Source organism: Thiomicrorhabdus sp. (assembly GCF_963662555.1).
GTDB lineage: Bacteria > Pseudomonadota > Gammaproteobacteria > Thiomicrospirales > Thiomicrospiraceae > Thiomicrorhabdus.
The window spans coordinates 1480076-1505386 of record NZ_OY759719.1 but is presented as its reverse complement, the minus strand read 5'-3'; the positions used below and the strand labels follow the sequence as shown (position 1 = coordinate 1505386).

General features: G+C 37.4%; 22 protein-coding genes. 9 read left to right on the top strand and 13 right to left on the bottom strand.

The window, feature by feature from the left end; translation table 11 throughout:
• Window positions 1-8 precede the first annotated feature (8 nt).
• The 4 genes from ACORJQ_RS06575 (at window position 9) to ACORJQ_RS06560 (ending at window position 3606) form a co-directional block, all read left to right on the top strand.
• On the top strand, window positions 9-1022 hold the full coding sequence (locus ACORJQ_RS06575; protein WP_321323026.1) for a 1-aminocyclopropane-1-carboxylate deaminase/D-cysteine desulfhydrase: 1014 nt from the start codon (window positions 9-11) through the stop codon (window positions 1020-1022).
• Between the two features lie 250 nt (window positions 1023-1272).
• Window positions 1273-2397: an NAD(P)/FAD-dependent oxidoreductase gene (locus tag ACORJQ_RS06570; protein WP_321323024.1), complete on the top strand. Its 1125-nt coding sequence runs from the start codon at window positions 1273-1275 to the stop codon at window positions 2395-2397.
• Window positions 2398-2539: 142 nt separating this feature from the next.
• On the top strand, window positions 2540-2926 hold the full coding sequence (locus ACORJQ_RS06565) for a DUF6858 family protein (RefSeq protein WP_321323023.1): 387 nt from the start codon (window positions 2540-2542) through the stop codon (window positions 2924-2926).
• A 188-nt stretch (window positions 2927-3114) separates the two neighbouring features.
• A complete protein-coding gene (locus tag ACORJQ_RS06560) occupies window positions 3115-3606 on the top strand; it encodes a hypothetical protein (RefSeq protein ID WP_321323022.1) in 492 nt (163 codons plus the stop codon).
• Between the two features lie 202 nt (window positions 3607-3808).
• On the opposite strand, the gene ACORJQ_RS06555 is transcribed toward ACORJQ_RS06560, so the two are convergent.
• The 3 genes from ACORJQ_RS06555 to ACORJQ_RS06545 all read right to left on the bottom strand — a co-directional run bounded on the left by ACORJQ_RS06555 (window position 3809) and on the right by ACORJQ_RS06545 (window position 7606).
• Entirely contained in the window at window positions 3809-6073 is a 2265-nt protein-coding gene (locus ACORJQ_RS06555) for a bifunctional diguanylate cyclase/phosphodiesterase (protein WP_321323021.1), read from the bottom strand.
• 340 nt (window positions 6074-6413) lie between these two features.
• A complete protein-coding gene (greB, locus tag ACORJQ_RS06550) occupies window positions 6414-6890 on the bottom strand; it encodes a transcription elongation factor GreB (protein ID WP_321323019.1) in 477 nt (158 codons plus the stop codon).
• Window positions 6891-6946: 56 nt separating this feature from the next.
• A complete protein-coding gene (locus tag ACORJQ_RS06545) occupies window positions 6947-7606 on the bottom strand; it encodes a GDSL-type esterase/lipase family protein (RefSeq protein WP_321323017.1) in 660 nt (219 codons plus the stop codon).
• 409 nt (window positions 7607-8015) lie between these two features.
• Here ACORJQ_RS06545 and ACORJQ_RS06540 point away from each other — a divergent pair, with 409 nt between their 5' ends.
• The 5 genes from ACORJQ_RS06540 (at window position 8016) to ACORJQ_RS06520 (ending at window position 15406) form a co-directional block, all read left to right on the top strand.
• Window positions 8016-9146 carry an SPM autocatalytic domain-containing protein gene (locus tag ACORJQ_RS06540; protein WP_321323015.1) on the top strand — a complete coding sequence of 377 codons (1131 nt, stop codon included), beginning with the start codon at window positions 8016-8018 and terminating at the stop codon, window positions 9144-9146.
• Between the two features lie 307 nt (window positions 9147-9453).
• Entirely contained in the window at window positions 9454-10221 is a 768-nt protein-coding gene (locus ACORJQ_RS06535) for an ABC transporter ATP-binding protein (protein ID WP_321323014.1), read from the top strand.
• A gap of 156 nt (window positions 10222-10377) precedes the next feature.
• On the top strand, window positions 10378-12765 hold the full coding sequence (locus tag ACORJQ_RS06530; protein WP_321323013.1) for an ABC transporter permease: 2388 nt from the start codon (window positions 10378-10380) through the stop codon (window positions 12763-12765).
• Window positions 12766-12836: 71 nt separating this feature from the next.
• Window positions 12837-14060, top strand: a complete 1224-nt coding sequence (locus ACORJQ_RS06525; RefSeq protein ID WP_321323011.1) for an efflux RND transporter periplasmic adaptor subunit — start codon at window positions 12837-12839, stop codon at window positions 14058-14060.
• Window positions 14061-14257: 197 nt separating this feature from the next.
• Window positions 14258-15406 (top strand): YeeE/YedE family protein, encoded by a 1149-nt coding sequence (locus ACORJQ_RS06520; RefSeq protein ID WP_321323009.1) that lies wholly within the window; start codon window positions 14258-14260, stop codon window positions 15404-15406.
• A gap of 70 nt (window positions 15407-15476) precedes the next feature.
• Here the strand turns inward: ACORJQ_RS06520 and ACORJQ_RS06515 are convergent, their stop codons facing one another.
• The 10 genes from ACORJQ_RS06515 to lepA form a co-directional block, all read right to left on the bottom strand.
• Window positions 15477-16649 (bottom strand): NnrS family protein, encoded by a 1173-nt coding sequence (locus ACORJQ_RS06515; RefSeq protein ID WP_321323007.1) that lies wholly within the window; start codon window positions 16647-16649, stop codon window positions 15477-15479.
• Between the two features lie 140 nt (window positions 16650-16789).
• The gene (locus ACORJQ_RS06510; protein WP_321323006.1) at window positions 16790-17698 is read right to left on the bottom strand and encodes a bile acid:sodium symporter family protein; all 909 of its coding nucleotides are present in this window, start codon (window positions 17696-17698) and stop codon (window positions 16790-16792) included.
• A 112-nt stretch (window positions 17699-17810) separates the two neighbouring features.
• Entirely contained in the window at window positions 17811-18524 is a 714-nt protein-coding gene (locus tag ACORJQ_RS06505; protein ID WP_321323004.1) for a DUF445 domain-containing protein, read from the bottom strand.
• Between the two features lie 55 nt (window positions 18525-18579).
• Window positions 18580-18963 carry a holo-ACP synthase gene (gene acpS, locus ACORJQ_RS06500; protein ID WP_321323001.1) on the bottom strand — a complete coding sequence of 128 codons (384 nt, stop codon included), beginning with the start codon at window positions 18961-18963 and terminating at the stop codon, window positions 18580-18582.
• A gap of 9 nt (window positions 18964-18972) precedes the next feature.
• Complete coding sequence (gene pdxJ / locus ACORJQ_RS06495) at window positions 18973-19740, bottom strand: pyridoxine 5'-phosphate synthase (protein ID WP_321322999.1); 768 nt, start codon at window positions 19738-19740, stop codon at window positions 18973-18975.
• Window positions 19741-19880: 140 nt separating this feature from the next.
• Window positions 19881-20600, bottom strand: a complete 720-nt coding sequence (gene recO / locus ACORJQ_RS06490; RefSeq protein WP_321322998.1) for a DNA repair protein RecO — start codon at window positions 20598-20600, stop codon at window positions 19881-19883.
• 28 nt (window positions 20601-20628) lie between these two features.
• Window positions 20629-21603 carry a GTPase Era gene (gene era, locus ACORJQ_RS06485; RefSeq protein WP_321322996.1) on the bottom strand — a complete coding sequence of 325 codons (975 nt, stop codon included), beginning with the start codon at window positions 21601-21603 and terminating at the stop codon, window positions 20629-20631.
• 131 nt (window positions 21604-21734) lie between these two features.
• The gene (rnc, locus tag ACORJQ_RS06480) at window positions 21735-22445 is read right to left on the bottom strand and encodes a ribonuclease III (RefSeq protein ID WP_321322994.1); all 711 of its coding nucleotides are present in this window, start codon (window positions 22443-22445) and stop codon (window positions 21735-21737) included.
• A 1-nt stretch (window position 22446) separates the two neighbouring features.
• Window positions 22447-23217, bottom strand: a complete 771-nt coding sequence (gene lepB, locus ACORJQ_RS06475; protein WP_321322993.1) for a signal peptidase I — start codon at window positions 23215-23217, stop codon at window positions 22447-22449.
• Window positions 23218-23219: 2 nt separating this feature from the next.
• The gene (lepA, locus tag ACORJQ_RS06470; RefSeq protein ID WP_321322991.1) at window positions 23220-25025 is read right to left on the bottom strand and encodes a translation elongation factor 4; all 1806 of its coding nucleotides are present in this window, start codon (window positions 25023-25025) and stop codon (window positions 23220-23222) included.
• Window positions 25026-25311: the final 286 nt, after the last annotated feature.

Sequence of the window (25311 nt, the reverse complement as noted above, 5' to 3'; positions counted from 1 at the left end):
TTACCCCAATGAAAGCACATAAAAAGCACTATTGCAGCCCTTTGACTCCTTTATATTCAGACTTATACTCAAAATTTGGTGTTGAGGTTTGGATGAAACGTGATGATTTAAATCACCCAACCATTCAAGGTAATAAGTGGCATAAATTAAAATACAATCTAGAACAAGCCCAGAAATTAGGTAAATCAACCCTAATTACTTTTGGTGGTGCTTTCTCAAACCACATTGCCGCAACCGCAGCCGCCGCAAATAGTTATGGCTTTAAAAGCATTGGTATTATTCGTGGTCAAGAACTGGCTCAAAACCCACAAAAATGGAGCCATACCTTAAAAACGGCCCAACAGAACGGGATGCAATTTGAATTTATTGACCGACAAACTTATCGTAATAAAGATTCGCAAAACTATTTAGACGCACTACAAAGCCAATACCCAAATAGCTATATCCTGCCAGAAGGCGGCACTAACGACCTTGCCATCTTAGGCTTTGATGAGTTGATGCAAGACATTCAACAACAATGCCCAAATTGGACACACCTATTTTGCTCAGTTGGAACTGGTGGAACTTTTACTGGACTTAGTTACTTTGCCAACCGAATACCTCAAACAGATAAAATCCAAACCAAAAAAGTAATAGGCGTTGCCGTTTTAAAACAAGCTGAATATTTAATTCCGCAAATCGAAAATTGGTTAGCTAGTTTATCGTTAGTTAGTTTATCGTTAACTAGTTCAGATAATGAAAAACCTGATTTTGATAACAACATCGAGCCTGATTTACATCCCGATTTAAATCAAAAAAACTGGCAACTACTTAGCCAATATCACGATGGCGGTTATGCAAAAAAATCTAAAACTGGTGAAAAATTTCAACAAGAATTTGAAGAAGAGTTTGGTATTTTGCTAGATCCCGTGTACACATCAAAAATGCTATTTGCATTTTATGACCAGCTCAAAAAACAAAATATTCCTAGAGGTTCAAAAGTTGTTTTACTGCATACAGGTGGACTTCAAGGGAGAAAATAAGTTATAAAATTCATTAAAAGTATAAGCTAACCAATTGATTTAATTTTAATTAATTAAAACTTAATATAGTTTTTAATTAGCTTTCACTGTTAAAGTAACTTGTAAATACACCACTTTAAACAAGGATTTAAACCAACTTGATCATAAGTTTTTTTTGTTATCATTCATTCATAAATTTAAATCAAATTCACAATACAAGACCATAAGACTATCTTATAATAGGTCAAAAATTACTAATGGATTATCACTCATGAACATAACGATTTTAGGCACAGGATTTGCCGCTCTTACGGCAATTAAAGAAACTCGTAAAAATGCACCCTTAGCAAACATTACCGTTATTGCTCCTCAAGAGTCTTTTTTATATTACCCAAGTTTAATCTGGGTGCCGTCAGGACTTCGTAAAGGTGAAGATCTTCGCATTGATTTACATAATTTTTTCAATCGTCAAAAAGTTCAATTTATTCAAGCGAGTGTTGAAAATGTGATTAATGATGGTCGTACCGTAGTGACCTCTGAAGGTGAATACCATAATGATGGTTTAATTATTGCCACAGGCGGTCGTTTTATAAAGAAACTACCTGGCATCGAACATGCCATTACGCCTTGTGAAGGAATTGATGCCGCAAATAAAATTAAAGAACGTCTAAATGGAATGAGTGGCGGAACCATTGCGATCGGTTTTGGAGGCAATCCTAAAGAACCTTCTGCTATGCGTGGTGGACCAATGTTTGAGTTTTTATTTGGTATAGACAACCTGCTTCGTCGCCAAGGTCGTCGTGATAAATTTAAAATTATATTCTTTAACCCTGCTCCAGAACCAGGTAAACGCCTTGGGCCAAAAGTGCCTGGCAATCTCGTCAAAATGATGGCTAAAAAAGGCATTGAAACTCATTTAGGTAACAAAATGGTTGGTTTTGAAGCAAATAAAGTCAAAACCGAAGGTGGAGAATTTGATGCCGATTTAATCCTGTTTATGCCAGGAATGACAGGGCCTGCTTGGTTAGCAAACTCTGAATTGCCTAAATCAGAAGGTGGCATGATTGTAGCCAATATGTTTGCTCAAGTTGAAGGTTACAACAATGTATACGTTGCTGGTGATGCAGGTAGTTTCCCTGGCCCTGACTGGCAAGCAAAACAAGCACATGCTGCGGATATCCAAGCGGTCACTGCATCAAGAAATCTTGTGAAATCACTCAATGGTCAAACCAACTTTGAAGAATTCAAGCATGAGTTAATTTGTATTGTAGATACATTAACCCACGGTATCTTGATTAAACGTACAGAAAAAGGCACTACTCTACTTCCTCCTTGCCGTTTACTGCATATTGGTAAACGTCTGTTTGAATGGATGTATCTTCGCCAGTACCGATAAGATCAACAACAAAAACTATTACAGTTTGTGACTAAATTTTTTAGTTACAAACAATTCATCTTTTATAAAAACAAAACTCTAACTTAGCCAGTAAAGCCCGCTTTATTGGCTAAGTTAGCTTTGCTACATTAAGGAAAACAACATGCAACAAAAAATGTTTAAAGAAAAATACCCAATTTTTACTCTTGAATTCACTAAAGCAGAGTCTAAATTTGATTCAGTACCAGCTATCTTAGACTTCTTACACGCACAAGTAGAAGCAGATCCTAAAGCGGTTAACATCGCTCGTTTTGATCACTTTAGCCACACAAAAAGCATTAATGGTGAAATTGGTGAAGGCATTGTAGATGCACAAAACCTAGTTCTTTGTTTTGGTTTTCAACTACCGTCTGCGGATCCAGTAGCTGTTCGTCCACGTTCAATTGGTGTAACCGATATGGGTGACCGTTTTATCGTGAACTTTATGGAAGCTCCAAACCCTATCGCTAACGACACGATGGAAGCTTGGGTAAAACAACTAGTAAAATAGTTCAAAAGCCCACCAAGAAAATACAAAAAGCCTCAAACAACCCAGTTGCTTGAGGCTTTTTAGTCTATAAAAAACATAAATCAAAACTCTTAAGACTCACTCAATCTCTATTCGCTTTCAAAACACCCTGCATATCCAGTAAACTAATGTTACTCAGGATTTTACAATGAGCCCTTATTGGAAATTATATGGTTACTTACAAACTAAAAAACGTATTTAAAACAATAAACAAATTACTGCTTATAGCTGTTTTCATCCCCTCTTTCAGTCTGTTTTCAGTAAATACTTTCGCTAATGAGACTAGTGAAACAGCCGAAACCAATAACATTGAGCAGCCAGAACTTCAATTACATTCAGATTTAGTCATAAAAGCGTTACAGCTAGACTTTTACAATACGCGTTGTCGTGGCATAAGCGTTGCCAGAAACTTTAACAAAGTGAATCGTTTGTACATCACCAAATACAGCATCACCGCCAATAACTTCATAGAAGAATTTATTAACCCAGATGCACGTGCCGAAAAAGAGGCATTAGAAATTGATTTTAAGAAAAACCTAAATAGACTAGGCGGCTGTGCAAAAGCCAAAGATCAAGATTGGATAAAGGACATACACGATACCTTTAGAGAACTATACAAAAAAGCAGAAAAATCTGCCTGGTATCCAGAAAAGAGCGAATAAGCTACAGACGCATATCCATGCAAACTACTCTGCTTAAAAGAACAAATCTATCAATATCTATCAATACCTATCAATACCTATCAATATCTAAACCCAATTTACCAGGCCTGGTAAATTGGGTTTAATAATTTACTTTCAAAACCTCAATGGGGTCAAACCTCAATGGGGTCAGACTCGATTGATCTAATTCCTGTTATATAGGCTATTTTTTAATAAAAGCTTCTAGGTCTTTTATATTGATTGGTTTAGAGAAAAAGTAACCTTGATATAAGTCACATTCAAAATGAGTTAATTGCTCAACTTGTTCTTTTGTTTCAACACCTTCCGCTAAGGTATGCATACCAAATTCATTTCCGATATTGATGATATTCTTCACTAAAGTAGCATCTTTTGAGTCATCTAAAATATCGTCTACAAAAGCTTTGTCAATTTTAAGCTCTTGAATAGGAAGTTGTCTTAATAGACTAAGAGATGAATACCCCGTTCCAAAGTCATCTAATGAAATAGAGATGTCTTTTCGACGGAATTGGTGAAGCATTGAAAGAATAAAATCGATATCCTCAATAAGAAGCGATTCAGTAATTTCAAGCGTGATGTACTTAAATGGAATACGACTTTTTTGTACACAAGAAATGAATTCTTCAAAAAAGTTTTCTTGCATAAACTGTTTAATGGAGACGTTAATGGATATTTGAAAACGACCATTTAATTTTTCTTGAAGCATCCCAATTTCCGTTAATGCAAGGTTTGTAATACGTTGCCCTAGTAATGGCATAAGGCCAATTTCTTCGGCAATGGGAATAAATTCATTAGGTGGCACAAATCCTAAATTAGGGCTCTGCCAACGAACAAGGCACTCAACCCCATGCAGTTCTCCATCTTTATTTACTTGTGGTTGGTAGTTTAGATAAATTTCATTATTCTCTATGGCCGTTCTCAAGTGGTGCTCAATAGCGGATCGTTTTTGTGATTTTAACTGCAAATTTTCAGAAAAAACCTCTACCCAATTTTTGTAGTTTTTTGCCTCATATAGAGCTAAGTCAGCATGGCTCAATAAATTGCTTAAAGTACAGCTATTCCCTTTATCCCTAGCAATACCAATACTTGCACCAATAGTGAAATTAATGCCATCAATTAAATAACTGACGCTAATTGTCTCAATAATTTGTTTTGCGATATTAAAGTCATGTTGTGTTTGATTTTTCATAACCACAACAAACTCATCACCACCAAAGCGAATAATGTATTGAGCATATGACGAAAATGTTTTAAGTCTTTGTGTTACTTGAAGAAGAAGCTTGTCGCCCGCAGTATGCCCAAAAGTATCATTAATATGCTTAAAATTATCTAAATCAACAAACAGCAAACTAATATCGTTGGCTTGTTCGGTTAGTAGTTTGGGAAACTCTTTTTCAAGATAGTATCGATTATATAATCCTGTTAAAGGATCGTGATCAGCTTGATACTGAAGTTTATTTAAGGATGAGGCTTCGTTATCATGAATACGTTTTACTAGCCAAATAAATATAAGATGAACAATCAAAAATATTAAAAGATAAACTTCAAGATAATGTACAAAATCATTTCTTAAAAATGAATCAGCCTGCTTTAGAGTAATCCAAAGATCATATTTTGAATTGTATATTAAAGAACCAATTACAGGCTCTTTAGTTAAGGTATCTATTGCTTCCCCGCTAACGGCAGTATCAGGTAACTTCAATTTGATTTCTTTAAGAGTAAACCCGTACTTATCAACCATCACCTCGTTTATTGATTTTAAATCATCGTCTGTAATAGCGTTTTCATAAGCTTTATGAAAAAAACTTTCATCAATATCATTGACATAAACTCGATATTTGCTCCGAGCATTAATCATAGCAAGTCTTAATTCATTCTGTTGAGGTAAACCATTTACCTTAGCTAGATCTTTTACTTTTAAACCTGTCGCCATGACAGCAATCGGTTTACCGTTCTGGTCACGCAAAGTTTTTCTTAGAGGTATCACCCAATCATTAGCACCGCTGAAAAAATAGGTTCGTCCTATGACCATTTTGTTACTGTTAAGAGTGGCGTTAAAGTCTTCTTTAGTATCAGGGATTTTAAGTAGGTTTGGTAAATGAGAGACATCAAGATTGCCACTGACGGCAATAAAGTTTCCTTTAATATCTAGAAGACCAAAACCCACTAAACTTGGTTTAGTAGCCAGCATTTTTTTTAATAGATAATGAGTTTTTTCAGTATCGGTATATAAATCATTTTCAAGTAAACGCGAACCTAAAATATCAAGAAGTAATTCATTTTCAGTTAGACTCGATTCAATACTTTTAGTGATGAGTTTTAACGAAGCAACTTGCTGTGCACACAGTTTTTGGTGTAGTTCCGAATGTTTCGCATAAGCTAATCCGAGCAATCCAATGATGCTAAAAAAAAGTATTAAATAATAAACTGTCCAAATATTTCTTTTCATTAAATCTCTGCTTATTGAAGTCGCTTATGCATAAGCTTGCTTATAGTAGTGGCTAAATATTAATTATCAATTGAAATGTTTTGAATATAGAGTTTATCTAATCAATTTAAGTTTGATATATCAAATATATTAATCCATAGTTTATACGGCATTATCGCCAATAACTTTAATATATCTATGTTGAAAGGTTGTTAAAGCCGTAGCGTAACTTTTTACAAATTCACAATTTACCAGGCCTGGTAAATTGCTTTTTGAATTGAAATATTTGAGTTCTTAGAAGCTTAAAAATGGTTTGATTTGATTTTAATAAATTCAAACTTATTTTAGGTGGGTTAAATCATTATTCTTGGTTATAACTAATCGCATTCACAAACCAAGTTTTTTTGCCCGTTGGTATATTTACAACCACTTCATCATCAACGGTTTTGCCAATGCAGGCTCTGGCCATGGGAGAATCTATCGAGATATAGTCTTTTGCACCGTAAATCTCTTCTGGACCAACGATTTTGATTTTAAGTGTTGTGCCCTCTTCGTCTTCCAGCTCTACCCAAGCACCAAAAAAGATTTTGCCTTCTTGTTGTGGATGGTATTCAACAATTTTTACTTCTTCTAAGAATCTTCTTAAAAAGCGTACTCGGCGATCGATTTCTCTTAAACGACGTTTATTGTATTGGTAGTCTGCATTCTCCGACCTGTCTCCAAGACTGGCTGCCCAGGTGACAATTTTGGTGACTTCTGGACGTTCTTTACGCCAAAGTTCGTCCAGTTCAGCTTGGAGTTTTTTAAAACCTTGTTTGGTGATTAGTTTGGTTTTCATGTTTCTTTGTTATTTTCCGTTTAGCTTTGGAGAGCTTTAAAAGTCAAATAGGATTTCTAATTAATCGCACCACTGCTTTGTAATTGTTTATAAATTGCGTCTGCCATGGCTTGGTAACCTTGCTGATTAAAATGCACGTAGTCTGACTTCATGGATAACCTTTTCATAAGGTTTGCCACAATATCATCTTCTAGTGGTATGTTAAATTCGTTGGCTAATTCTGCATATAATTCTAATGAACTGCCAAACAGTTTTTTCTCAGGAACTCCTACCAATAAAACCGCTGAACCGCTATTTTGAATGATTTGAATCATCTTGGCTAGATTGGCTTTGATTTGTAACTCAGGGACTTTTTGAAGTACATCATTACCGCCTTCTAACAAAATAACGAGTTTGGGTGAATATTTCTCTAAAACATTGGCTAAACGCTGCAAACCTTGAATGGTAGTCTCTCCTGAAACCCCTTCATTGATTACTTTTAATCCTGTCATATCAGCTAATACATTTGGATAACTGTACTTTTTATCAACTCCATAGCCAGCTGTTAGGCTGTCACCAAAAGCAACAATCACATCACCTTGTTGTAAGGCCGGCAATTTAGCACGGCTACATGCAGTAAGAGAGATAACGCTAAACAGTAAAATACTGAATAATAAAAGACTAAAAACAGAATTTACCAGGCCTGGTAAAGTACAAAATTGATTTTTAGATTTCATTAAAGCTACCCTAACTATTTGATTGAATATATTTTAATTGGCTTATCTAGCGTGATATGAATAACCGTATTTGCTACTTCACTATTTAATTATAGCTTAGCTAAATCTACAGGCATTAATACTGCATTTATTATTGCAGATGAAGTGGCTTTTATATTGATTTACTTCTGGCTGGTAAACCTTTATGGAGACATATTAAACAAATACTTAAACACCTAATCAAACAATAGAATGCTTAAACAATTACGACTCTAATCATTTTATATTATTAATTTTTTTCTAAAGTTTTTAATATGTTGCCGTTATATCTATTTATAAAAATATAAAAAAATATAAAAAAATATAACCAAAAATAATAACAAATTAATCAAGGGAACCTTTAATCCACAATATAAAACAGGATAGGTTCATGAGAATACAAGACCAGAATATACAATTGCAATCGCAACATCATTTTTTGCAGCAAAGACAAAGTGAACGTGTACATGAGACGTTTATTAACGGTCAACTTGCTACACGACAATCGATGAACTTTACACAGACTCAGCAAAATACCAAAACGCTCTCTATTCAACCCAGTGCCTTAGAAAATCACCAACGGCAACTTAATAGCCGCACGCCTTTAGCACAGCAAGAAACACAAGGGTTGAACAATCTAAATCAGGTTGATGGTAAATCTTCAGGACCAAGAAGCCAACTGCCCCCTAATTTACAAAAAATGATTGCTGCGATAGAAGCGTTATTGGAGCGATTAACAGGCAAAAAATTCAGACTAGAGGTGTATGGTTATAACGATTCGCCAAAACAGAGTAACGACACTTCAACCTTTGCACCACAACAGGCTAAAAACTCAAGCATCAATACAGCACCACCCACTAGTGGACAACGTTGGTCATGGAAAGAGATGTTTCATGAAGAAGAGCACAGCCATTTTCAAGCAAGTGGTAATGTAACTACCGAAGATGGCCGCTCAATCAATTTTGATTTAAGTTCCAGCATGTCACGCCAGTTTAGTCAGCAATTTAGCTTTGAAAAACAACAAGGAGCCATCTTTAAAGACCCCTTAGTGATTAATTTAAATGGCCAACCAACTTCTTTGACCGTGGATAAATTTGCATTTGATTTAGATGCAGATGGTCAAAAAGATAACATCTCATTTGTTGACAGTAATTCTGGCTTCTTGGCTTTAGATAAAAACCAAGATGGCGTTATTAATGATGGTTCTGAGCTGTTTGGAGCTTTAACAGGTAATGGATTTAGCGAACTCAGTCAGTATGACGAGGATGGTAATGGTTGGATTGATGAGAATGACAGTATTTTCAGCCAACTGCAAATTTGGCAAAAGAATCCAAACGGTTTTGATCAATTATCTGGTTTATTGGAGTTAAATGTTGGGGCGATTAATCTACAAAACATACAAACTGAATTTGCACTTAACGACTCTAACAATCAGCAACACGGTCAAGTTAAAAGTTCAGGTGTTTTTCTGCATGAAACCGGGCAAGCGGGAACCATTCAGCAGATTGATTTAGTGGTTTAAATTTAAAATTATGCTTAGCTGAAATATGAACTAGATTCAATTAAGCTTTGTTCATTTTACCAGGCCTGGTAATTCTATTTTACACAGGCCTTACCAATCCTTGCCAATCTCTTGATTTACATTAATTTATAAATAAACAATCCCCCTTAGTTTGACTCGTCTCATATATACTTAACGTTAACTCATCAAGTTAAACCATCAAATTAAACCATCAAGTTAGCCCAAAATATCAATTTACACATTGGCTACACTGATGGCATTTTTATAAAATAGCTCAAATGTGAAATAGTTAAGACGTGATTAGATTATGCAATCAAAAGTAGCCCTTTCAGCCGACGCGGACAATACGGTTTTTGAAGTAGAAAACATCACCAAAGTTTACCAAATGGGTGAGGTTGATGTGCATGCATTACGCGGAATCAATCTAAAGCTTTATCAAGGTGAATTAACGGTTTTGCTTGGGGCTTCTGGTAGCGGTAAATCAACCCTACTCAATATTTTGGGTGGTTTAGATACGCCCTCATCTGGTACGGTGCTTTATCATAATTCAGATAAAGTCACCCAAACTATTCAAACCATCGATTTAAGTAAAGCCAGTGAGCATGAACTGACTGAATACCGTCGCTATAATGTGGGGTTTGTTTTTCAATTTTATAATCTTATTCCCAGTTTAACTGCTCGAGAAAATGTGGCGGTAGTCACTGAAATTGCTAAAAATCCAATGACACCTGAAGAGGCTTTAGAGATTGTTGGATTAGGTGAAAGATTAAATCACTTTCCTGCTCAACTTTCTGGTGGCGAACAACAACGTGTAGCCATTGCCCGTGCTATTGCTAAAAACCCTGATGTCTTATTATGCGATGAACCCACGGGAGCTTTGGATTCTCAAACTGGAATAAAAGTGTTAGAAGCGTTACAACGTGTGAACCAAGAATTAGGTACTACCACCGCAGTCATTACCCATAATGCCGGCATTGCTGAAATGGCCGATAGAGTGATTAGCTTATCAGATGGACAAATTATCAAAAGTTACACCAACGAAACACGAATTGATCCCCAAAAATTAACCTGGTAATGGCTTGATAAGAGTTAGCAAACAGTAATAACAAACAGTAATAACAAACTGACTTAGCTCCCTTTGCATTGCAGATAAAAATGACAAGACAATAATGCACAAAACAATAATCAGCGATATATTCATTAACAACACATTAATGAGCAACATAACTTTATGAATGCAATTGATATTAAATTGTGGCGAGAACTTTGGAAGATGCGTATGCAAGCCTTAGCTATTGCTATGGTGATTGTGAGTGGTGTGGCCATTTTTATTATGTCGTTAAGTACCTATGATTCACTCTATCAAAGCCGTGCTAGCTATTATCAGGATCACCATTTTGCAGATGTTTTTTCATCACTAAAACGCGCCCCTCTCTCGGTTGCTAAACGTATTGCAGAAATACCAGGCGTTGATAAGGTAGAAACCCGTGTGGTGAGTTACGTAAATTTAGAGATTGCGGGTTATAACGACCCTGTAAGCGGACATTTAATCTCTCTGCCTGATAATAGTATTACTGGTACTAGCGATAATCCACGTGGCTTACTTAATCAAATCTATCTACGTGATGGACGGGTTATTGAACCTGGTCATGATGATGAAATCATTCTCAGTGAAGAGTTTGCCGATGCTCACAAATTAAAAGCTGGCGATAAAATCAGAGCCAATATTAATGGACGTAGTAAAAGTTTAACCATTATAGGTACTGGGCTTTCTCCGGAATATATTTATCAAATTGCTCCTGGTGCGATGTTTCCAGACTATAAAAGCTATGGGGTAATGTGGATGGCACGAGCGCCTTTAGCCAGTGCTTATGATATGCAAGGCGCCTTTAATAACGTCACCTTAACCTTGCTAAAAGGGGCCAATACACAAGATGTTATTGACCGCCTTGACCAAATACTCAAACCGTATGGCGGTATAGGTGCTTACGCACGTAAAGATCAACTTTCAAATCGCTTTTTAACGGAAGAGTTAAAACAACTCAAAAACATGGCCACCCTATTTCCCATTATCTTTTTTGGGGTTGCTGCTTTTTTACTGAATGTGGTTATTAGCCGTTTAATTTCGCTTGAACGAGAACAAATCGCAGTACTTAAAGCCTTTGGTTACAGCAATCTTGCGGTTGGCATTCATTACAGTAAATTGGTATTAATGATTGTCTCTTTGGGGATTATTATAGGTACAGCCTTGGGCATTTGGATGGGCAAAGGCATGAGCCAACTCTATATGGATGTGTACAGCCTGCCCTATATGAATTATATAGTGCAACCGCATGTGATTGCTTCAGCCGTGTTAGTGAGTTTTGCAGTGGCTTTAATGGGCACGTTGCATGCCGTTTATAAAGCGATAAAGTTACCACCTGCTCAAGGCATGCGAGCCCAGGCTCCGGCCAGCTATCACCCCACATTTATAGAACGTTTTGGCTTACAAAATCAGTTTTCTCAACCGTCTAGAATGATTTTGCGACACATTGAACGCCGCCCGATTAAATCATTATTAACCACACTCGGCATTAGTATGGCATGCGGCATTATGATGGTTAGTGGTTTCCAGGAAGGTGCCATTAATGAAATGGTTGATGTGCAATACAATATGAGCCAACATGAAGATTTAATGGCTTTGTATGCAGAACCTACCGCAACCAAATCGCTGTACTCTTTAAAAAGCATTAAAGGCGTTGAATTGGCAGAAGGCTTTAGAAATGTGCCGGCTAACCTCAAATTTGAACACCGTTCATATCGTAGCTCAATCAGTGGCGTTGAGCCTAAGTCTTTTTTAACGGATTTATTAGATAGCAAGCTCAATAAAATCAGCGTACCGCAAGAAGGCGTGATTATTACCGATTACCTATCTCAACAGTTACATATTAAAGTGGGCGATATTCTGACAATTGAAGTTTTAGAAGGCAATCGCCCCACTATTCATGTCCCCATTATTGGTACAGTAAAACAATATTTGGGTTTAAATGTTTATATGCAACGCCGCACCCTAAACCGCTTATTAAAAGAAGGAAATGTCATTTCTGGTGCTTATTTACAAGTGGATGAAAAGTACCAAAAATCGGTGTATAACCAGTTAAAAAACATGCCTAGAATTGCGGGCGTAGTACAGCAAAAATCAGCCATTGAAGGTTTTTATGAAACCATGGATGATACCATTTTATTCTTTAGTTTTATCTCAACCTTACTAGGGGCAAGCATCGCTTTTGGGGTAGTTTATAACAGTATGCGAATTGCGTTATCTGAACGCAGTAGAGAACTGGCTAGTTTAAGAGTATTAGGATTTCATCGTTCAGAAATTGCCTATATTTTATTGGGTGAGCAAGCTTTATTAACCCTTTTGGCGATTCCACTTGGTTTTGTGATTGGTTATCTATTGTGTGGATATTTGGCCTTCCAATTTAATAGTGATCTGTATCGAATTCCACTTATTCTAGAAAACGATGTCTATGCCAAAGCCGCACTTGTGGTTTTAGCTTCATCGCTACTTTCTGGTTTTATGATATGGCGAAATCTTGGACAGCTTGATATGGTATCGGTATTAAAAGCCAAAGAATAAATAAAGATAAAGATTAAAAAACAAAACGGTCAATATCCAAACGATCTACAGCAAAAATTAAGAGTTTAACTATGAATAACCCATTTAAAAATTCAACCCTACTTAAACACCCAGGTATTCTGGTTACTCTCATTTTGATTATCGCAATGCTAATCTGGGGTTTTTGGCCAAAACCAATTATGGTAGAGGTTGTTAAAGTTAAAAAAGCTCCGCTTACCGTCAGCATTCAAGAAGATGGCCGAACTCGAGTCATTGACCGTTATGTGATTACCTCGCCCATTAATGGAATGACTTGTCGTATGCATTTAAAAGTGGGTGACACCGTAACTCAAGGCCAAAATCTACTTAATATCAGCCCATTAGAATCTCAAGTATTGGATGCCAGAAGCCGAGCTCAAGCACAAGCTCAAGTGTCGGTTGCCAATTCTGCTCTGCAAGCGGCCAAACAGCAAGTGGTTTTAGCAAAAGCCAATGCTAAACTGGCTAGTGATAAACTCAAACGATATAAACCGCTTTTAGCCAAAGGCTTAATTTCTCAAGAAGCCTTTGATGAAACAAAAACTGCTGCACTGACAACACAAAGCCAACAACGCTCGGCTACTTTTGCGGTTGAGGTGGCTCAATTTGAACTGCAATCAGCCAAGACGATTCTCAACTATTCCGCTGCGCAACCCCACAATAATAACCTAGAGCGTGTACCTGTTAATTCACCTATTAATGGCAAAATTTTAAAAGTCGCTCGTAAATGTGAAGGCCCTGTTATCACTGGCGAAGCATTATTGGAGGTGGGTGATCCAACTGCATTAGAAGTAGAAGTTGATGTACTATCTGCCGACGCCGTTAAAATCAAACCAGGTATGAAAGTATTATTTGACCGCTGGGGAGGTTTACAACCTTTAGAGGGTGTTGTAAGAGTGATTGAACCAGTTGGTTTTACCAAAGTTTCAGCTTTAGGAGTAGAAGAACAACGTGTATGGGTGATATGTGACTTTACCTCTGCAACACAAGAGTGGCAACGTTTGGGTGATGGTTACCGCGTGGAAGCTCAATTTATTCTGTGGCAACAAGACGATGTATTACAAATTCCTTCCAGTGCTTTATTTCGCTACAAAGATGGCTGGGCGGTATTTAAAAATGTAAATAACACCGCAATAAGACAAGAGGTAAAAGTTGGTCAACGCAATGGTTTAAGTGTGCAAATTTTATCAGGCCTGGTAGAAGGTGAATCCATTATTAATCACCCTAGTGATGCTGTTGAAAACAACAAAACCACAAAAACACGTATCAATAATTAATCAAAAAGATTAACGTCTCTTTTAAAATAGTAATTTACCAGGCCTGGTAAATTACTTTTCTACTTTGAACCTACAAATAACAATGGGCATAACGATCTTTAAAACAGTGGTTATAACCAATATAGCCATTAGTTTTATTAATTATACTTAATAAACAAAACTTATTAACATATCTTTATCAATCTTGGGATATGTTTATGAATCGCACAAAATTTTTTCTCTACATTTTGCTTTTAACGTCACCATTATGGGTGTTTGCTCTAAATAACGTTATGCAAAATAGCCAACTATTCACCTTTAATTTAATATTAATTGGTGCTCTTTTGGGTGCTAGTTTAAATTACTTTCAGTTTGGTTTTAGCAGTAGTTTTCGCTCTTCTATTACAGAAAAACGCACCGCAGGTATGCGATCAATTATTTGGTTGTTAGCTATAGCGATACTCTTGTTTGCCCCGCTTTTAGCCCTACAAGCTTGGCACGAGCAAACCTTTACTGGGTTTATTCGCCCATTGAGTTTAGCCATACCATTAGGGGCATTTATTTTTGGAATAGGCATGCAAATTGGCTGTGGATGCACCTCAGGTACACTTAACCGAGTGGGCCAGTTACAGGCTATGTCGTTCTCTACCCTACTGTTTATGATTATTGGCGGCAGCTTGGCAGCCATGACTTTTGCTGACTGGAATCAATTACCTGTTTTTGAACCCTTTGCTTTTCAACGTCAGTTTGGTTGGGCGTTAGGTTTATTGATTCAACTGCTTTTATTGGCATTTTTGTATCTGTTATTAAAACGTTTAGAGCAACGCCATCATCAAGATTATCAACCTTTAATCGCTAAACAGCATTTTTTAAAGACACACCCGTTTTTAGCCGCAGCCATCAGCTTGGCATTTTTAAATGCTTCGCTGCTGTTTATATCAGGTACACCTTGGTCTATTAGTTCAGTTTTTCCGTATTGGGGAACGAGCTTAATTGATTTATTTGGTCTTTCTATTGATTGGACATTTTGGGATTACACCATGGAAAACAGTACCCGAATGAATCAAGGACTGTTTGAAAACACCGTGAGTTTAACAACGATAGGCGTCATTTTAGGGGCTTTTATTGCCTCACTAATTCACCCAAGAATAAAGGTAAAGATTAGTGCAAAAGCCTTAGCCGCGAGTATGATTGGCGGTACCATTATGGGGTTTGGTGCGGTTATGGCTTCTGGCTGTAATATTGGGGCTTTTTTTAGCGGTATTGCCTCTGGCAGTTTACACGGATGGGTATGGTTAGTGTTTGCGTTATTTGGCAATATGTTAGGTTTAATGATTAGAAAACAAGTTTTTAATATTAAGACTTAATGATGAGTAATAGATTATGAATTTAAATAATGAATTCAAATAATGAACCCATAATCTATAACATTAAATATCACAGCCTGATTCCGCTATCTTTTATAGGACTCGGCTTAGTTAAAATTGACCAATAGACAATGGTTAAAATGGCAAAACTTATCGCCCAACCCCATTGGCTGAGATGCATCCATAAAACATAGTGACTGGCATCTACCAACGGTAAAATAACTCTAACAATAGCGGTAATCGTTAACAAAGCAAATACTGCAACGACTATTTTAGGAGGTTCAAATACATTTCTATTGGTATGTCCTAAAGAGATTCTCGCCATCATTGATGAGCACAATAAACCGATACCACCAGCGGCTAAAGCGTGAATGGCTAAAGACTCACTGACCATTTTCAAGCCAACAAACCCATACAAAAACATCCCTAAAATCATAAAGGCATAAGAGACATGTAACGGCCAAAGTAGTGTGATTTTCCAGATTTTAGGGTGATACCATTTTAACCAACGCCAGCTATGAATAAACCCAAGCGGAAATGCTATAACAGTGATTAGCCAATGGTTGGGTGCAAACATTACGACAATCATTAACCCTAAAAAGCCGCCTACTGCTGATGCATCAAGCCATTTTTCATTCACTTTTTCTGGCAATCCTAAAGCTTTCTCGGTAAAAAACGGAATCAAGCGACGCATCATAGTTAAATTAATGGCCAAGACCAAAAACAGCCCAGCTATCATGCCCCAGTACTCGCCTTTTTGCAGTAAGCCTAACGCACCTGAATAATAGAGAGTATTAGCGAAAATTAGCAAAAAGAATTTAACGGCTAAACCAGCTTGTTTCCACTGTTTGGTTTTATACACGGGTATAAAGAAGTGTAAAAATAGACCTATGGTAAAGCCGATATCAGCAATGGCAATGTATTGGATAGGTAGATCAACCAAATAACCAAAACGTGCTAATAACCATAAAACAAATAAACCCGCCAACCACTTACCAGAAGCTGAGTTTAAACCCGTCCAGTTCATTACTGCGGTAAGTAAAAAACCCGTTACCGTTGCCAAGGCGTAACCAAAAACCATCTCATGACCATGCCAATAAATAGGAGAAATACCTGAAAAACTGGTTAGCTTTAAGCTTGCATTTAGTACAGGATAATTAAGCCACCAAACAAGCATGGAAATGGTGGCAAAGATCGCTCCACCAAGAAAAAATGAACGGAAAGCTCGGTCAAAAAAATACATAATTCTGTAAAGCCTTTAAGCCAATGAGGTTTAAATTTTTAAAATTTTACCAGGCCTGGTAATTCTCTTTTATAAGTAAGATTTAGTTATCTCAAAAATAAGGCTGCTGTCGCTAGTTGACTAGTTGACTCATTAAATGATTACTTAGGTGACTTATCTTTCTTTTGCCAATAACTGGCAAAAACCGATCCTGAAATATTATGCCAAATACTAAACACCGCCCCTGGCAAAGCACTAGCGGCGGTAAAATATTTAAGGGCTAAAGCCACACTTAAGCCTGAGTTTTGCATACCCACTTCTATTGCAACCGTTCTGGCAATTACAGAATCGTAACCAAACTTTCTGGCTAAATAGTATCCAGAGGTCATACCAATTAAATTGTGCAATATCACCGCCGCAATCACCGTCCAGGCAACGGTTTCAATATTATTAGCATTTAACGCTACCACTATAGCAATAATTAATAAAATCACAGCCATAGAAAACAGCGGAAACAAAGGCAACACTTTTTGTAGTTTAGCATGCCAAAAATGATTAATTGCCATGCCCATTAAAATCGGCAACACAATCAACTTTAGTAACATCATCAACATAGACATCACTGGCACATCCACTTTTTGGCCAATATACAACCATGTTAATAACGGCAATAAAAAAACAGCGGCTAAAGTAGAAATTAGTGTCATGCTAACTGATAAAGCAACATCACCTTTTGCCAAATACGCAATGACATTAGAAGCGGTACCTCCTGCGGTTGCACCTACTAACATCATGCCAATGGTGAGCTCTAAAGAGAGCCCAAATAACATAGAGAGCAGCCAAGCGGCAAATGGCATAACCAAAAATTGGATGGCAACACCTAAAGCCACCACAAACCGATGCTGCCAAACCTGCTGAAAGTCTTGCCACTTAAGCGTTAACCCCATACCGAGCATAACCAGCATTAGTAAAGGGACAATCCATGATTTCAAATCCACAAATAGTTGCGGAAAAACCATGGCTAAACCACTTAAGAGTAACGCCCAAATTGGAAATGCTGTCATGACCATAAGCAGAGTCTTTTTTAAAAATTAAAATATATGATGGTGTGAATATAAATACAAAAAGCTAAACTACCAGGCCTGGTAATTTAGCTTTGAGATACGAATCGGTTTTGAAGTGTTATAACGGCATCATCATAAGTGCAGTAGTGATTAGGCCAATTAAAGCACCAAATACACCACCCCAAACAACTAACCATCCAAGATGCTCTTTAATCATTTTTTGCACCATCTCTTTAACCAACTGAGGCGTTAGCTCTTCTAAACGAGCATCAATGATTTCGGCAACTTTGGCTTGAATATCTGCCATAACATCGGGTTGATCTAGCTCTTCTTGAAGCATTTGGTGAAATTCATCGGTTTGCGTCATTTCGATTAATGAACTCTGCATATTGGTTAAAAACGGTTCTTTTAACGGTGTTAATGCATCTGCCCCACCAAACATCCCTAACATTGAACCAAATGATGAGTTCATAATCACTTCAACCAGACGTTCATAAGAAGGGGTTAAATCGACTTTTTCTATAATAGGTTTTAACTCGAATTTTGAATTTTGAGCACTGTTAGAAACAAACTTATCTATATTTTCTTGAGTAAAAAACTGTTCCATCATTAAAGATTTAATGGCTGTTTTAAACTCTTCAAAACGGTTAGGAATCACACCAGAACCTACCAGGCCTGGTACTTTTTCAAATAACATATAGATCGCTAACCAGTTGGTTAAAGCTCCAGACAAAGCAAAAATTCCCATCATTAAAAGAAACGTATTCTCTAAAACGTAACCTAAAACGATAAGAATTACTGCTGTTAAGTTAGTAACAAGCGATTTATTCATGCTAAAAAACTCCTAATATCTGTTGAATGGTTTATTCGTAATTAAATTTATATTACTAAGTTCGCTGTTCTGCGACCACAAAAGCAACAGTGTGATGCTTTTCGTCACTAATGCTTATCGCCCAGTCAGTAATACCCAACTCATTGGATTTTTCTAAGGTTGAGCCCGCTAAGACTAAAACCGGCTGACCACTCTCTTTGTGAGCAACCGTCATATCTTTAAAGCGAACACCTTGAGAAATACCGGTACCCAAGGCTTTAGATACCGCTTCTTTTAGCGCCCAACGTTTGGCTAAAAATCGTTCTGGATAAAGTTGATTGGTAAACTCATGTAACTCAGCTTCTGAAAGCAATCGTTGAGCAAAGGAATCACCCTGCTTTTTATAGACTTTTTCAATACGTTCTACATCAACAATATCTGTACCCACGCCAACTATCATCGCAACAGCCTATGCATCAGTTGAACTAGAATCATTTAAATACGCTTGCTGACGAGCTTCAATCATTAAACGTTTCATCTCTCTCACAGCCTCTGGCAAACCTGAGTAGATGGCTTGAGCAATAATAGCGTGCCCAATATTAAGCTCTTCAATCTCTTTCATTGCCGCTATTGGTTGAACATTGTGATAATGCAAACCATGCCCAGCATTAACCACTAAACCTAAACGATTTGCGTATTCTGCCGCGTGTTGAATACGGGCGATTTCTGCAGCAATTTCTGCTGGATTTTCTAATTCAGCGTAAGTTCCAGTATGCAGTTCAATTACTGGTGCCCCCACTTCTTTAGCAGCTTCAATTTGTGTTTCATCTGGATCAATAAACAAAGATACACGGCAACCCGCTTGAGCTAAACGAGCACAAACATCGGTTAACCAAGCTTTTTGTCCTGCCACATCTAAACCACCTTCAGTGGTCAGCTCTTCACGTTTTTCTGGTACTAAGCACACATCTTCAGGTTGTTGCTTAATGGCAATTTGCACCATCTCTTCAGTGGCCGCCATTTCAAGGTTTACTTTGGTTTGACGCATCGCTGAGATTTTAACCACATCCTCATCTTGAATATGGCGTCTATCTTCACGTAGGTGCAATGTAATACTGTCTGCACCTGCCATTTCGGCATCTAACGCTGCTTTGATAGGGTCTGGATAGCGAGTCCCTCGAGCTTGGCGTAAAGTGGCAACGTGATCAATATTTAAACCTAGGTAAATTGGATTCATTACTTTTCCTTGAAAATAGCGTGAATAAACATGTTAAGACCTTTAAATGAGTGAGGTCTCAATAAAATTAAGTGACTTATTATCACCGTTTAACGGTGAAATATCATTGAAAAAAACTGTATTAGACAGAAAAAAAGAGTTTACTTAAAAAGTTCGCGAGTCATTATCGGCTTATTGCCTAAATAAATGCTTAATACGCTTCTAAATAAGCGTTTTAAATCTGGCAAACAAGCTTCGCAATAAAGCATATCTTGAAGTGCTAACAAACATTGTCCTTTTATGGGCACACCTTGTTTTTGACTGTCTAAAGTGGCTAATACCGCACCATGTTGTGGGTAAAAATAGTAATCCTGATCTGGCAAAATAGCTTGTTGATTCATATCTGTATCGCATTGAATACCATGTCCCATTTCTGTAAGCAGTTGGTATTCAAATTGCCTTAATGACCAGGCCTGGTCAGAACGTTGTTTAGCTGCAAGTAATTCATACAAAGTTTGCTGATAGATTTCAAAAAGTGTTTCAGTGGCAACCTGCGGAAACAGTAAGCGGTATAACAATTCATTGATATATAACCCGCAAATATTAGCTTCAGCCATTAAGGGAAAACGAAGTGGAGCCATTTCTATCTGTTGAATACTAACTAAATCAGAACGATTATTGGGTTTTTCTCTCCACTGAATAGTGAGTTTTTGAAACGGTTGTAACAGTGCCGTTTTTTGAGATGAGGTTTTGCGACCACCTCTTACCCCACGCACTACGCCATTCATTTTGCCGTATTCAGGGGTAAAAAAAGTTACTAAGGCACTGGTTTCTCTGTAAGGTCGAGAATGCAGAACAAAAGCAGACTGTTCTATCTCCATAACTCAGAAAACCTAATCTAAGACAATATTAACTTGAATAATTATCGTCATACCCCAAACTGGCTAAGGCACGAGCATCATCAGACCAGTTTTCTTTGACTTTAACCCAAAGCTCTAGATGCACACGACCATCTAGCAGTGCTATCAAATCTTTACGAGCCTGTATTCCCATCTCTTTAATGAGAGCTCCCTTTTTACCAATAACAATCTGTTTTTGGCCTTTTCTTTCAACCAAAATTAAGGCATTAATAAACCAACGGTCTTCTTCTTTATCGTATTTAAACTGTTCAATTTCAACCGTTGAACCATAAGGCACTTCTTCACCCAAAGTACGCATTAGCTTTTCACGAATAATTTCTGCAGCTAAAAAACGTTGCGAACGATCGGTAACATATTCTTCTGGAAAGATTTTTTCTTGATGCGGAAGATATTTAAGCACTTCTTTTTTAATCAAATCCAAGCCGTTTTTCTTGTAAGCAGAAATGGGGATTAAGGTATCCATCTTGACGTTTTCGCCAACTTTTTGCATAAACGGAAACAGGTCTTCTTTGTTTTTGTAGTTATCGATTTTATTCATCAAAACCACAACTGGCGTATCAATACCTTCTAGCTTTTTAGCGACTGCGGCATCTTCTTTGGTCCAACGCCCTGCTTCTACCACAAATAAAATGACGTCCACATCTGCAAATGCACTATTGGCTGTGCGGTTCATGTATTCGTTAATCGACTTTTCACCGCCCAAATGCATACCTGGAGTATCCACATAAATAATTTGGTGTTCTGGCGTGGTGTAAATACCGTGAATACGGTGGCGAGTGGTTTGTGGTTTATGAGAAGTAATACTGAGTTTTTGACCTAGCATCTCGTTCATAATTGTGGATTTACCCACATTTGGACGACCAATTACCGCGGCAAAGCCAGCTTGGTAATCTGTAACCGCTTCTGCATCTTGTTCAGCAGAACCTGCTAGGATTTTTTCTAAAGATAATTCGTTATCTGACATTTTTTTCTCAATATAATCATACTATTAGATGATTTATTATAATTTATAAAGTGCGGTAAATAAAAGCTTTTACCAGGCCTGGTAAAAGCTTAATTGTTTCTGAAATAGCCAGCAAAAACAGCTGAAGATAACTATAGTTCGCCCAGTGCTTCTAATGCAATCTCTGCGGCTTTTTGTTCAGCTTTTCTGCGGTTTGAGGCGTTTGCTTCAAATTTTGAATTTAATTTACCTACATAACAAGAGACCGTAAACTCTTGGGCATGTGCCGCACCGTTTACGCTGATAATGCTGTATTCTGGTAAATCTTCGTTATGTGATTGCAGATATTCTTGCAGACGTGTTTTAGGATCTTTACCCACTTTTTTAGGGTCTAACTCTTCAAGGCGTTTTTTATAAAAACGCATGACTAATTCTCTACAAACGTCTAAACCACCATCTTCATAGACAGAGGCAATAATCGCTTCAACCGAATCGGCAATAATGGAGTTTCTTCTAAAGCCACCGCTTTTTAATTCACCTGGCCCAAGTACGAGGTAGTCACTTAAATCATACTCTTTACCAATAACGGCTAAAGTATCACCTTTAACTAAATGAGCACGCACACGACTCATATCACCTTCTGGCAAACGATTAAACTGATGAAATAAAACATCAGCAATCATAAAGTTTACTAAGCTATCGCCTAAAAATTCCAAACGTTCATTGTTGGTTGCCCCCATACTGCGGTGGGTAAGAGCATGCTGTAATAAAGCAATATCGTTATATTGGTAACCCAATTTTTTAGATAGTTGCTGTAATTTTGCCATGCGTTCAACAGAGAGTTTAGCGTTTGACTTAGCCATGTTAGTGAATCCCTGTTCCAAGTCTGTTTAGGTGTAAACCATCATCCCAGTTCATCCAGATACCAAAAGCTTTACCTTTTAGGTTTTTCTCAGGAACAAAGCCCCAAAAACGACTGTCGTTACTGTGATCACGGTTGTCACCCATCATAAAATAATGACCTTCAGGTACGGTAACCGTCTTCATATCAGCAGAAGACTTATCCATATCTAAAAGGATTTGGTGAATATTACCATCATCAAACGTTTCTTGAACCACTGAGGCACCATTCATAATGGCACTTGATTCTGTGCCATGGTATTTACCAATGTATTTTTGCGGCACAACTTTACCGTTAATAAAAAGTGTTCTATCAATGTAGGTAATTTTATCGCCTGGTAAACCAATAACACGTTTGATGTAATCAACATCTGGATCATTTGGGTATTTAAAGACCACAACATCGCCACGCTGAGGTTCTGAGATAGGAATGATTTTAGTTTGTAATACCGGTAATTTAATTCCGTAAGCAAACTTATTAACGGCAATAAAATCACCTATTTGTAATGTTGGATACATTGAACCTGAAGGAATTCTAAACGGTTCAATAATAAAAGAACGTAAAACCAATACCACTAAAAAAACAGGAAATAAAGAGCGCGCATATTCAACCAATATTGGCTCTTTTTCAGGCATCATTGCAGACAGTCTCTTAGGACGCCAAACTACACGATCTACGTAGGCAATTACACCCGTGATTGCCGTTACAATCACTAAGATTAACTCAAAACTCATAATTAAGACTCTCCTGTGTCTAAAATGGCCAAGAAGGCTTCCTGTGGCAATTCTACACTACCTATTGATTTCATGCGTTTTTTACCCTCTTTCTGCTTTTGCAGAAGTTTCTTTTTACGTGAAACATCACCACCATAACACTTAGCGGTTACGTTTTTACGTAGGGCTTTAACATTTGAACGGCCAATAATTTTACCGCCAATCGCCGCTTGAATGGCAACATCAAACATTTGACGCGGAATGACTTCACGTAATTTTTCAATGATGACTTTACCTCTTTGTACCGCAAAACTTCTGTGTGCAATTAAGGCCAAAGCATCGACCTTTTCGCTATTAATCATGAAATCAATACGAGTCAAGTCATCGGCTTGGAAACGCTTAAATTCATAATCCATCGAGGCGTAACCACGGCTGCATGATTTTAAGCGGTCAAAGAAATCTAGCACCACTTCATTAAGCGGTAGCTCATAATTAATTGATACTTGACCACCTGAATATTGCATGTCTTTTTGCACACCACGTTTTTCAATGCACAGTTTCATTACCGCACCAACATACTCATTTGGCACCAAGATATTCGCCTGAATAATCGGTTCACGAATTTCTTGAATAAGCCCTGCATCAGGTAATTCTGAAGGGTTATCAATAGTAATAACATTACCTGCTTTGGTTAAGACTTCATAAATAACCGTTGGTGCAGTTGTAATCAGATCAATGTCATATTCACGTTCAAGACGCTCTTGAATGATTTCCATATGCAACATGCCTAAGAAACCACAACGGAAACCAAAACCTAATGCTTCTGAGGTTTCTGGTTCAAAGTGCAAAGCCGCATCATTTAAACGTAGTTTACGTAGTGCTTCTCGTAGGTCTTCATATTGCTCAGAAGTCACAGGGAACAAGCCTGCAAAAACGCGTGGCTGTGCTGGTTTAAAACCAGGAAGAGCTTCTACATCTTCACGTGCAGCATCACATAATGTATCACCAACAGGTGCTCCGTCGATATCTTTAATACCCGAGATAACGTAACCTACTTCACCCGCAGATAAAAAGGGCTTTGAGGTTCTTTTTGGCGTAAAGATACCAACATCATCAACCAAATATTCCTCTTTAGTTGACATCACTTTCATCTTGGTTTTTTTACCAATTTTGCCATCTATCACTCTTACTAAAGAGACAACACCTAAATAGTTATCAAACCAAGAATCGATAATTAAAGCTTTTAGAGGAGCATCGGTATCACCTTCTGGCGGCGGAATCTTTAAAACAATATCTTCTAATGTTTCACGAATACCAATACCCGATTTTGCACTAGCATGAACGGCATCGACAGCTTCAACACCAATAATTTCTTCAATCTCTTCAATAACACGATCAGGGTCGGCAGCTGGCAAATCAATTTTATTAAGAACAACCAAAACTTCTAAACCTTGCTCAATAGCGGTGTAACAGTTAGCTACAGTTTGAGCCTCTACACCCTGAGAAGCATCAACCACTAGCAAAGCACCTTCACATGCCGCTAAAGAACGAGAAACTTCATAAGAGAAGTCAACGTGGCCTGGAGTATCGATAAAGTTTAATTGATAGGTCTCACCATTATCAGCCTTGTAGTTTAAGGTGACACTTTGTGCCTTAATAGTAATGCCGCGTTCTTTTTCGATATCCATCGAATCTAGAACTTGAGCTTGCATCTCACGATCAGTTAAGCCACCACATAAGTGAATAAAACGATCTGCAATGGTCGATTTACCGTGGTCAATGTGCGCAATAATCGAAAAATTTCGAATATGTTTTAAACTGTCTGACATTTAAGCTCCAACTTAATGATAAACGTTTCACCTGCTTCAAATCTTTAAGCAAATGAAATAAAAAATATAAAAAAAAGGGGCCACAGCCCCTTCTTAAACAACAATTATCTACCTAATTTTTTAAAAGATGTAAACAACGCTGTTCTGGTTACCAATGAATGGCGGATATTTTACGCTAATTAAAGCAATTTCGCATTGATAAATCACCTTGATTCATTTGCTTAATCTAAATTTAAAGCTAAATACCCTGCCGTTTTATTTATTTGTATTTTATAACCCTTTAAAA

Excerpts from the sequence above, each read along its gene's own strand:
- ACORJQ_RS06575 (WP_321323026.1), top strand. The coding sequence starts at position 9 with ATGAAAGCACATAAAAAGCACTATTGCAGCCCTTTGACTCCTTTATAT.
- ACORJQ_RS06570 (WP_321323024.1), top strand. The coding sequence starts at position 1,273 with ATGAACATAACGATTTTAGGCACAGGATTTGCCGCTCTTACGGCAATT.
- ACORJQ_RS06565 (WP_321323023.1), top strand. The coding sequence starts at position 2,540 with ATGCAACAAAAAATGTTTAAAGAAAAATACCCAATTTTTACTCTTGAA.
- ACORJQ_RS06560 (WP_321323022.1), top strand. The coding sequence starts at position 3,115 with ATGGTTACTTACAAACTAAAAAACGTATTTAAAACAATAAACAAATTA.
- ACORJQ_RS06555 (WP_321323021.1), bottom strand. The coding sequence starts at position 6,073 with ATGAAAAGAAATATTTGGACAGTTTATTATTTAATACTTTTTTTTAGC.
- greB (WP_321323019.1), bottom strand. The coding sequence starts at position 6,890 with ATGAAAACCAAACTAATCACCAAACAAGGTTTTAAAAAACTCCAAGCT.
- ACORJQ_RS06545 (WP_321323017.1), bottom strand. The coding sequence starts at position 7,606 with ATGAAATCTAAAAATCAATTTTGTACTTTACCAGGCCTGGTAAATTCT.
- ACORJQ_RS06540 (WP_321323015.1), top strand. The coding sequence starts at position 8,016 with ATGAGAATACAAGACCAGAATATACAATTGCAATCGCAACATCATTTT.
- ACORJQ_RS06535 (WP_321323014.1), top strand. The coding sequence starts at position 9,454 with ATGCAATCAAAAGTAGCCCTTTCAGCCGACGCGGACAATACGGTTTTT.
- ACORJQ_RS06530 (WP_321323013.1), top strand. The coding sequence starts at position 10,378 with ATGAATGCAATTGATATTAAATTGTGGCGAGAACTTTGGAAGATGCGT.
- ACORJQ_RS06525 (WP_321323011.1), top strand. The coding sequence starts at position 12,837 with ATGAATAACCCATTTAAAAATTCAACCCTACTTAAACACCCAGGTATT.
- ACORJQ_RS06520 (WP_321323009.1), top strand. The coding sequence starts at position 14,258 with ATGAATCGCACAAAATTTTTTCTCTACATTTTGCTTTTAACGTCACCA.
- ACORJQ_RS06515 (WP_321323007.1), bottom strand. The coding sequence starts at position 16,649 with ATGTATTTTTTTGACCGAGCTTTCCGTTCATTTTTTCTTGGTGGAGCG.
- ACORJQ_RS06510 (WP_321323006.1), bottom strand. The coding sequence starts at position 17,698 with ATGGTCATGACAGCATTTCCAATTTGGGCGTTACTCTTAAGTGGTTTA.
- ACORJQ_RS06505 (WP_321323004.1), bottom strand. The coding sequence starts at position 18,524 with ATGAATAAATCGCTTGTTACTAACTTAACAGCAGTAATTCTTATCGTT.
- acpS (WP_321323001.1), bottom strand. The coding sequence starts at position 18,963 with ATGATAGTTGGCGTGGGTACAGATATTGTTGATGTAGAACGTATTGAA.
- pdxJ (WP_321322999.1), bottom strand. The coding sequence starts at position 19,740 with ATGAATCCAATTTACCTAGGTTTAAATATTGATCACGTTGCCACTTTA.
- recO (WP_321322998.1), bottom strand. The coding sequence starts at position 20,600 with ATGGAGATAGAACAGTCTGCTTTTGTTCTGCATTCTCGACCTTACAGA.
- era (WP_321322996.1), bottom strand. The coding sequence starts at position 21,603 with ATGTCAGATAACGAATTATCTTTAGAAAAAATCCTAGCAGGTTCTGCT.
- rnc (WP_321322994.1), bottom strand. The coding sequence starts at position 22,445 with ATGGCTAAGTCAAACGCTAAACTCTCTGTTGAACGCATGGCAAAATTA.
- lepB (WP_321322993.1), bottom strand. The coding sequence starts at position 23,217 with ATGAGTTTTGAGTTAATCTTAGTGATTGTAACGGCAATCACGGGTGTA.
- lepA (WP_321322991.1), bottom strand. The coding sequence starts at position 25,025 with ATGTCAGACAGTTTAAAACATATTCGAAATTTTTCGATTATTGCGCAC.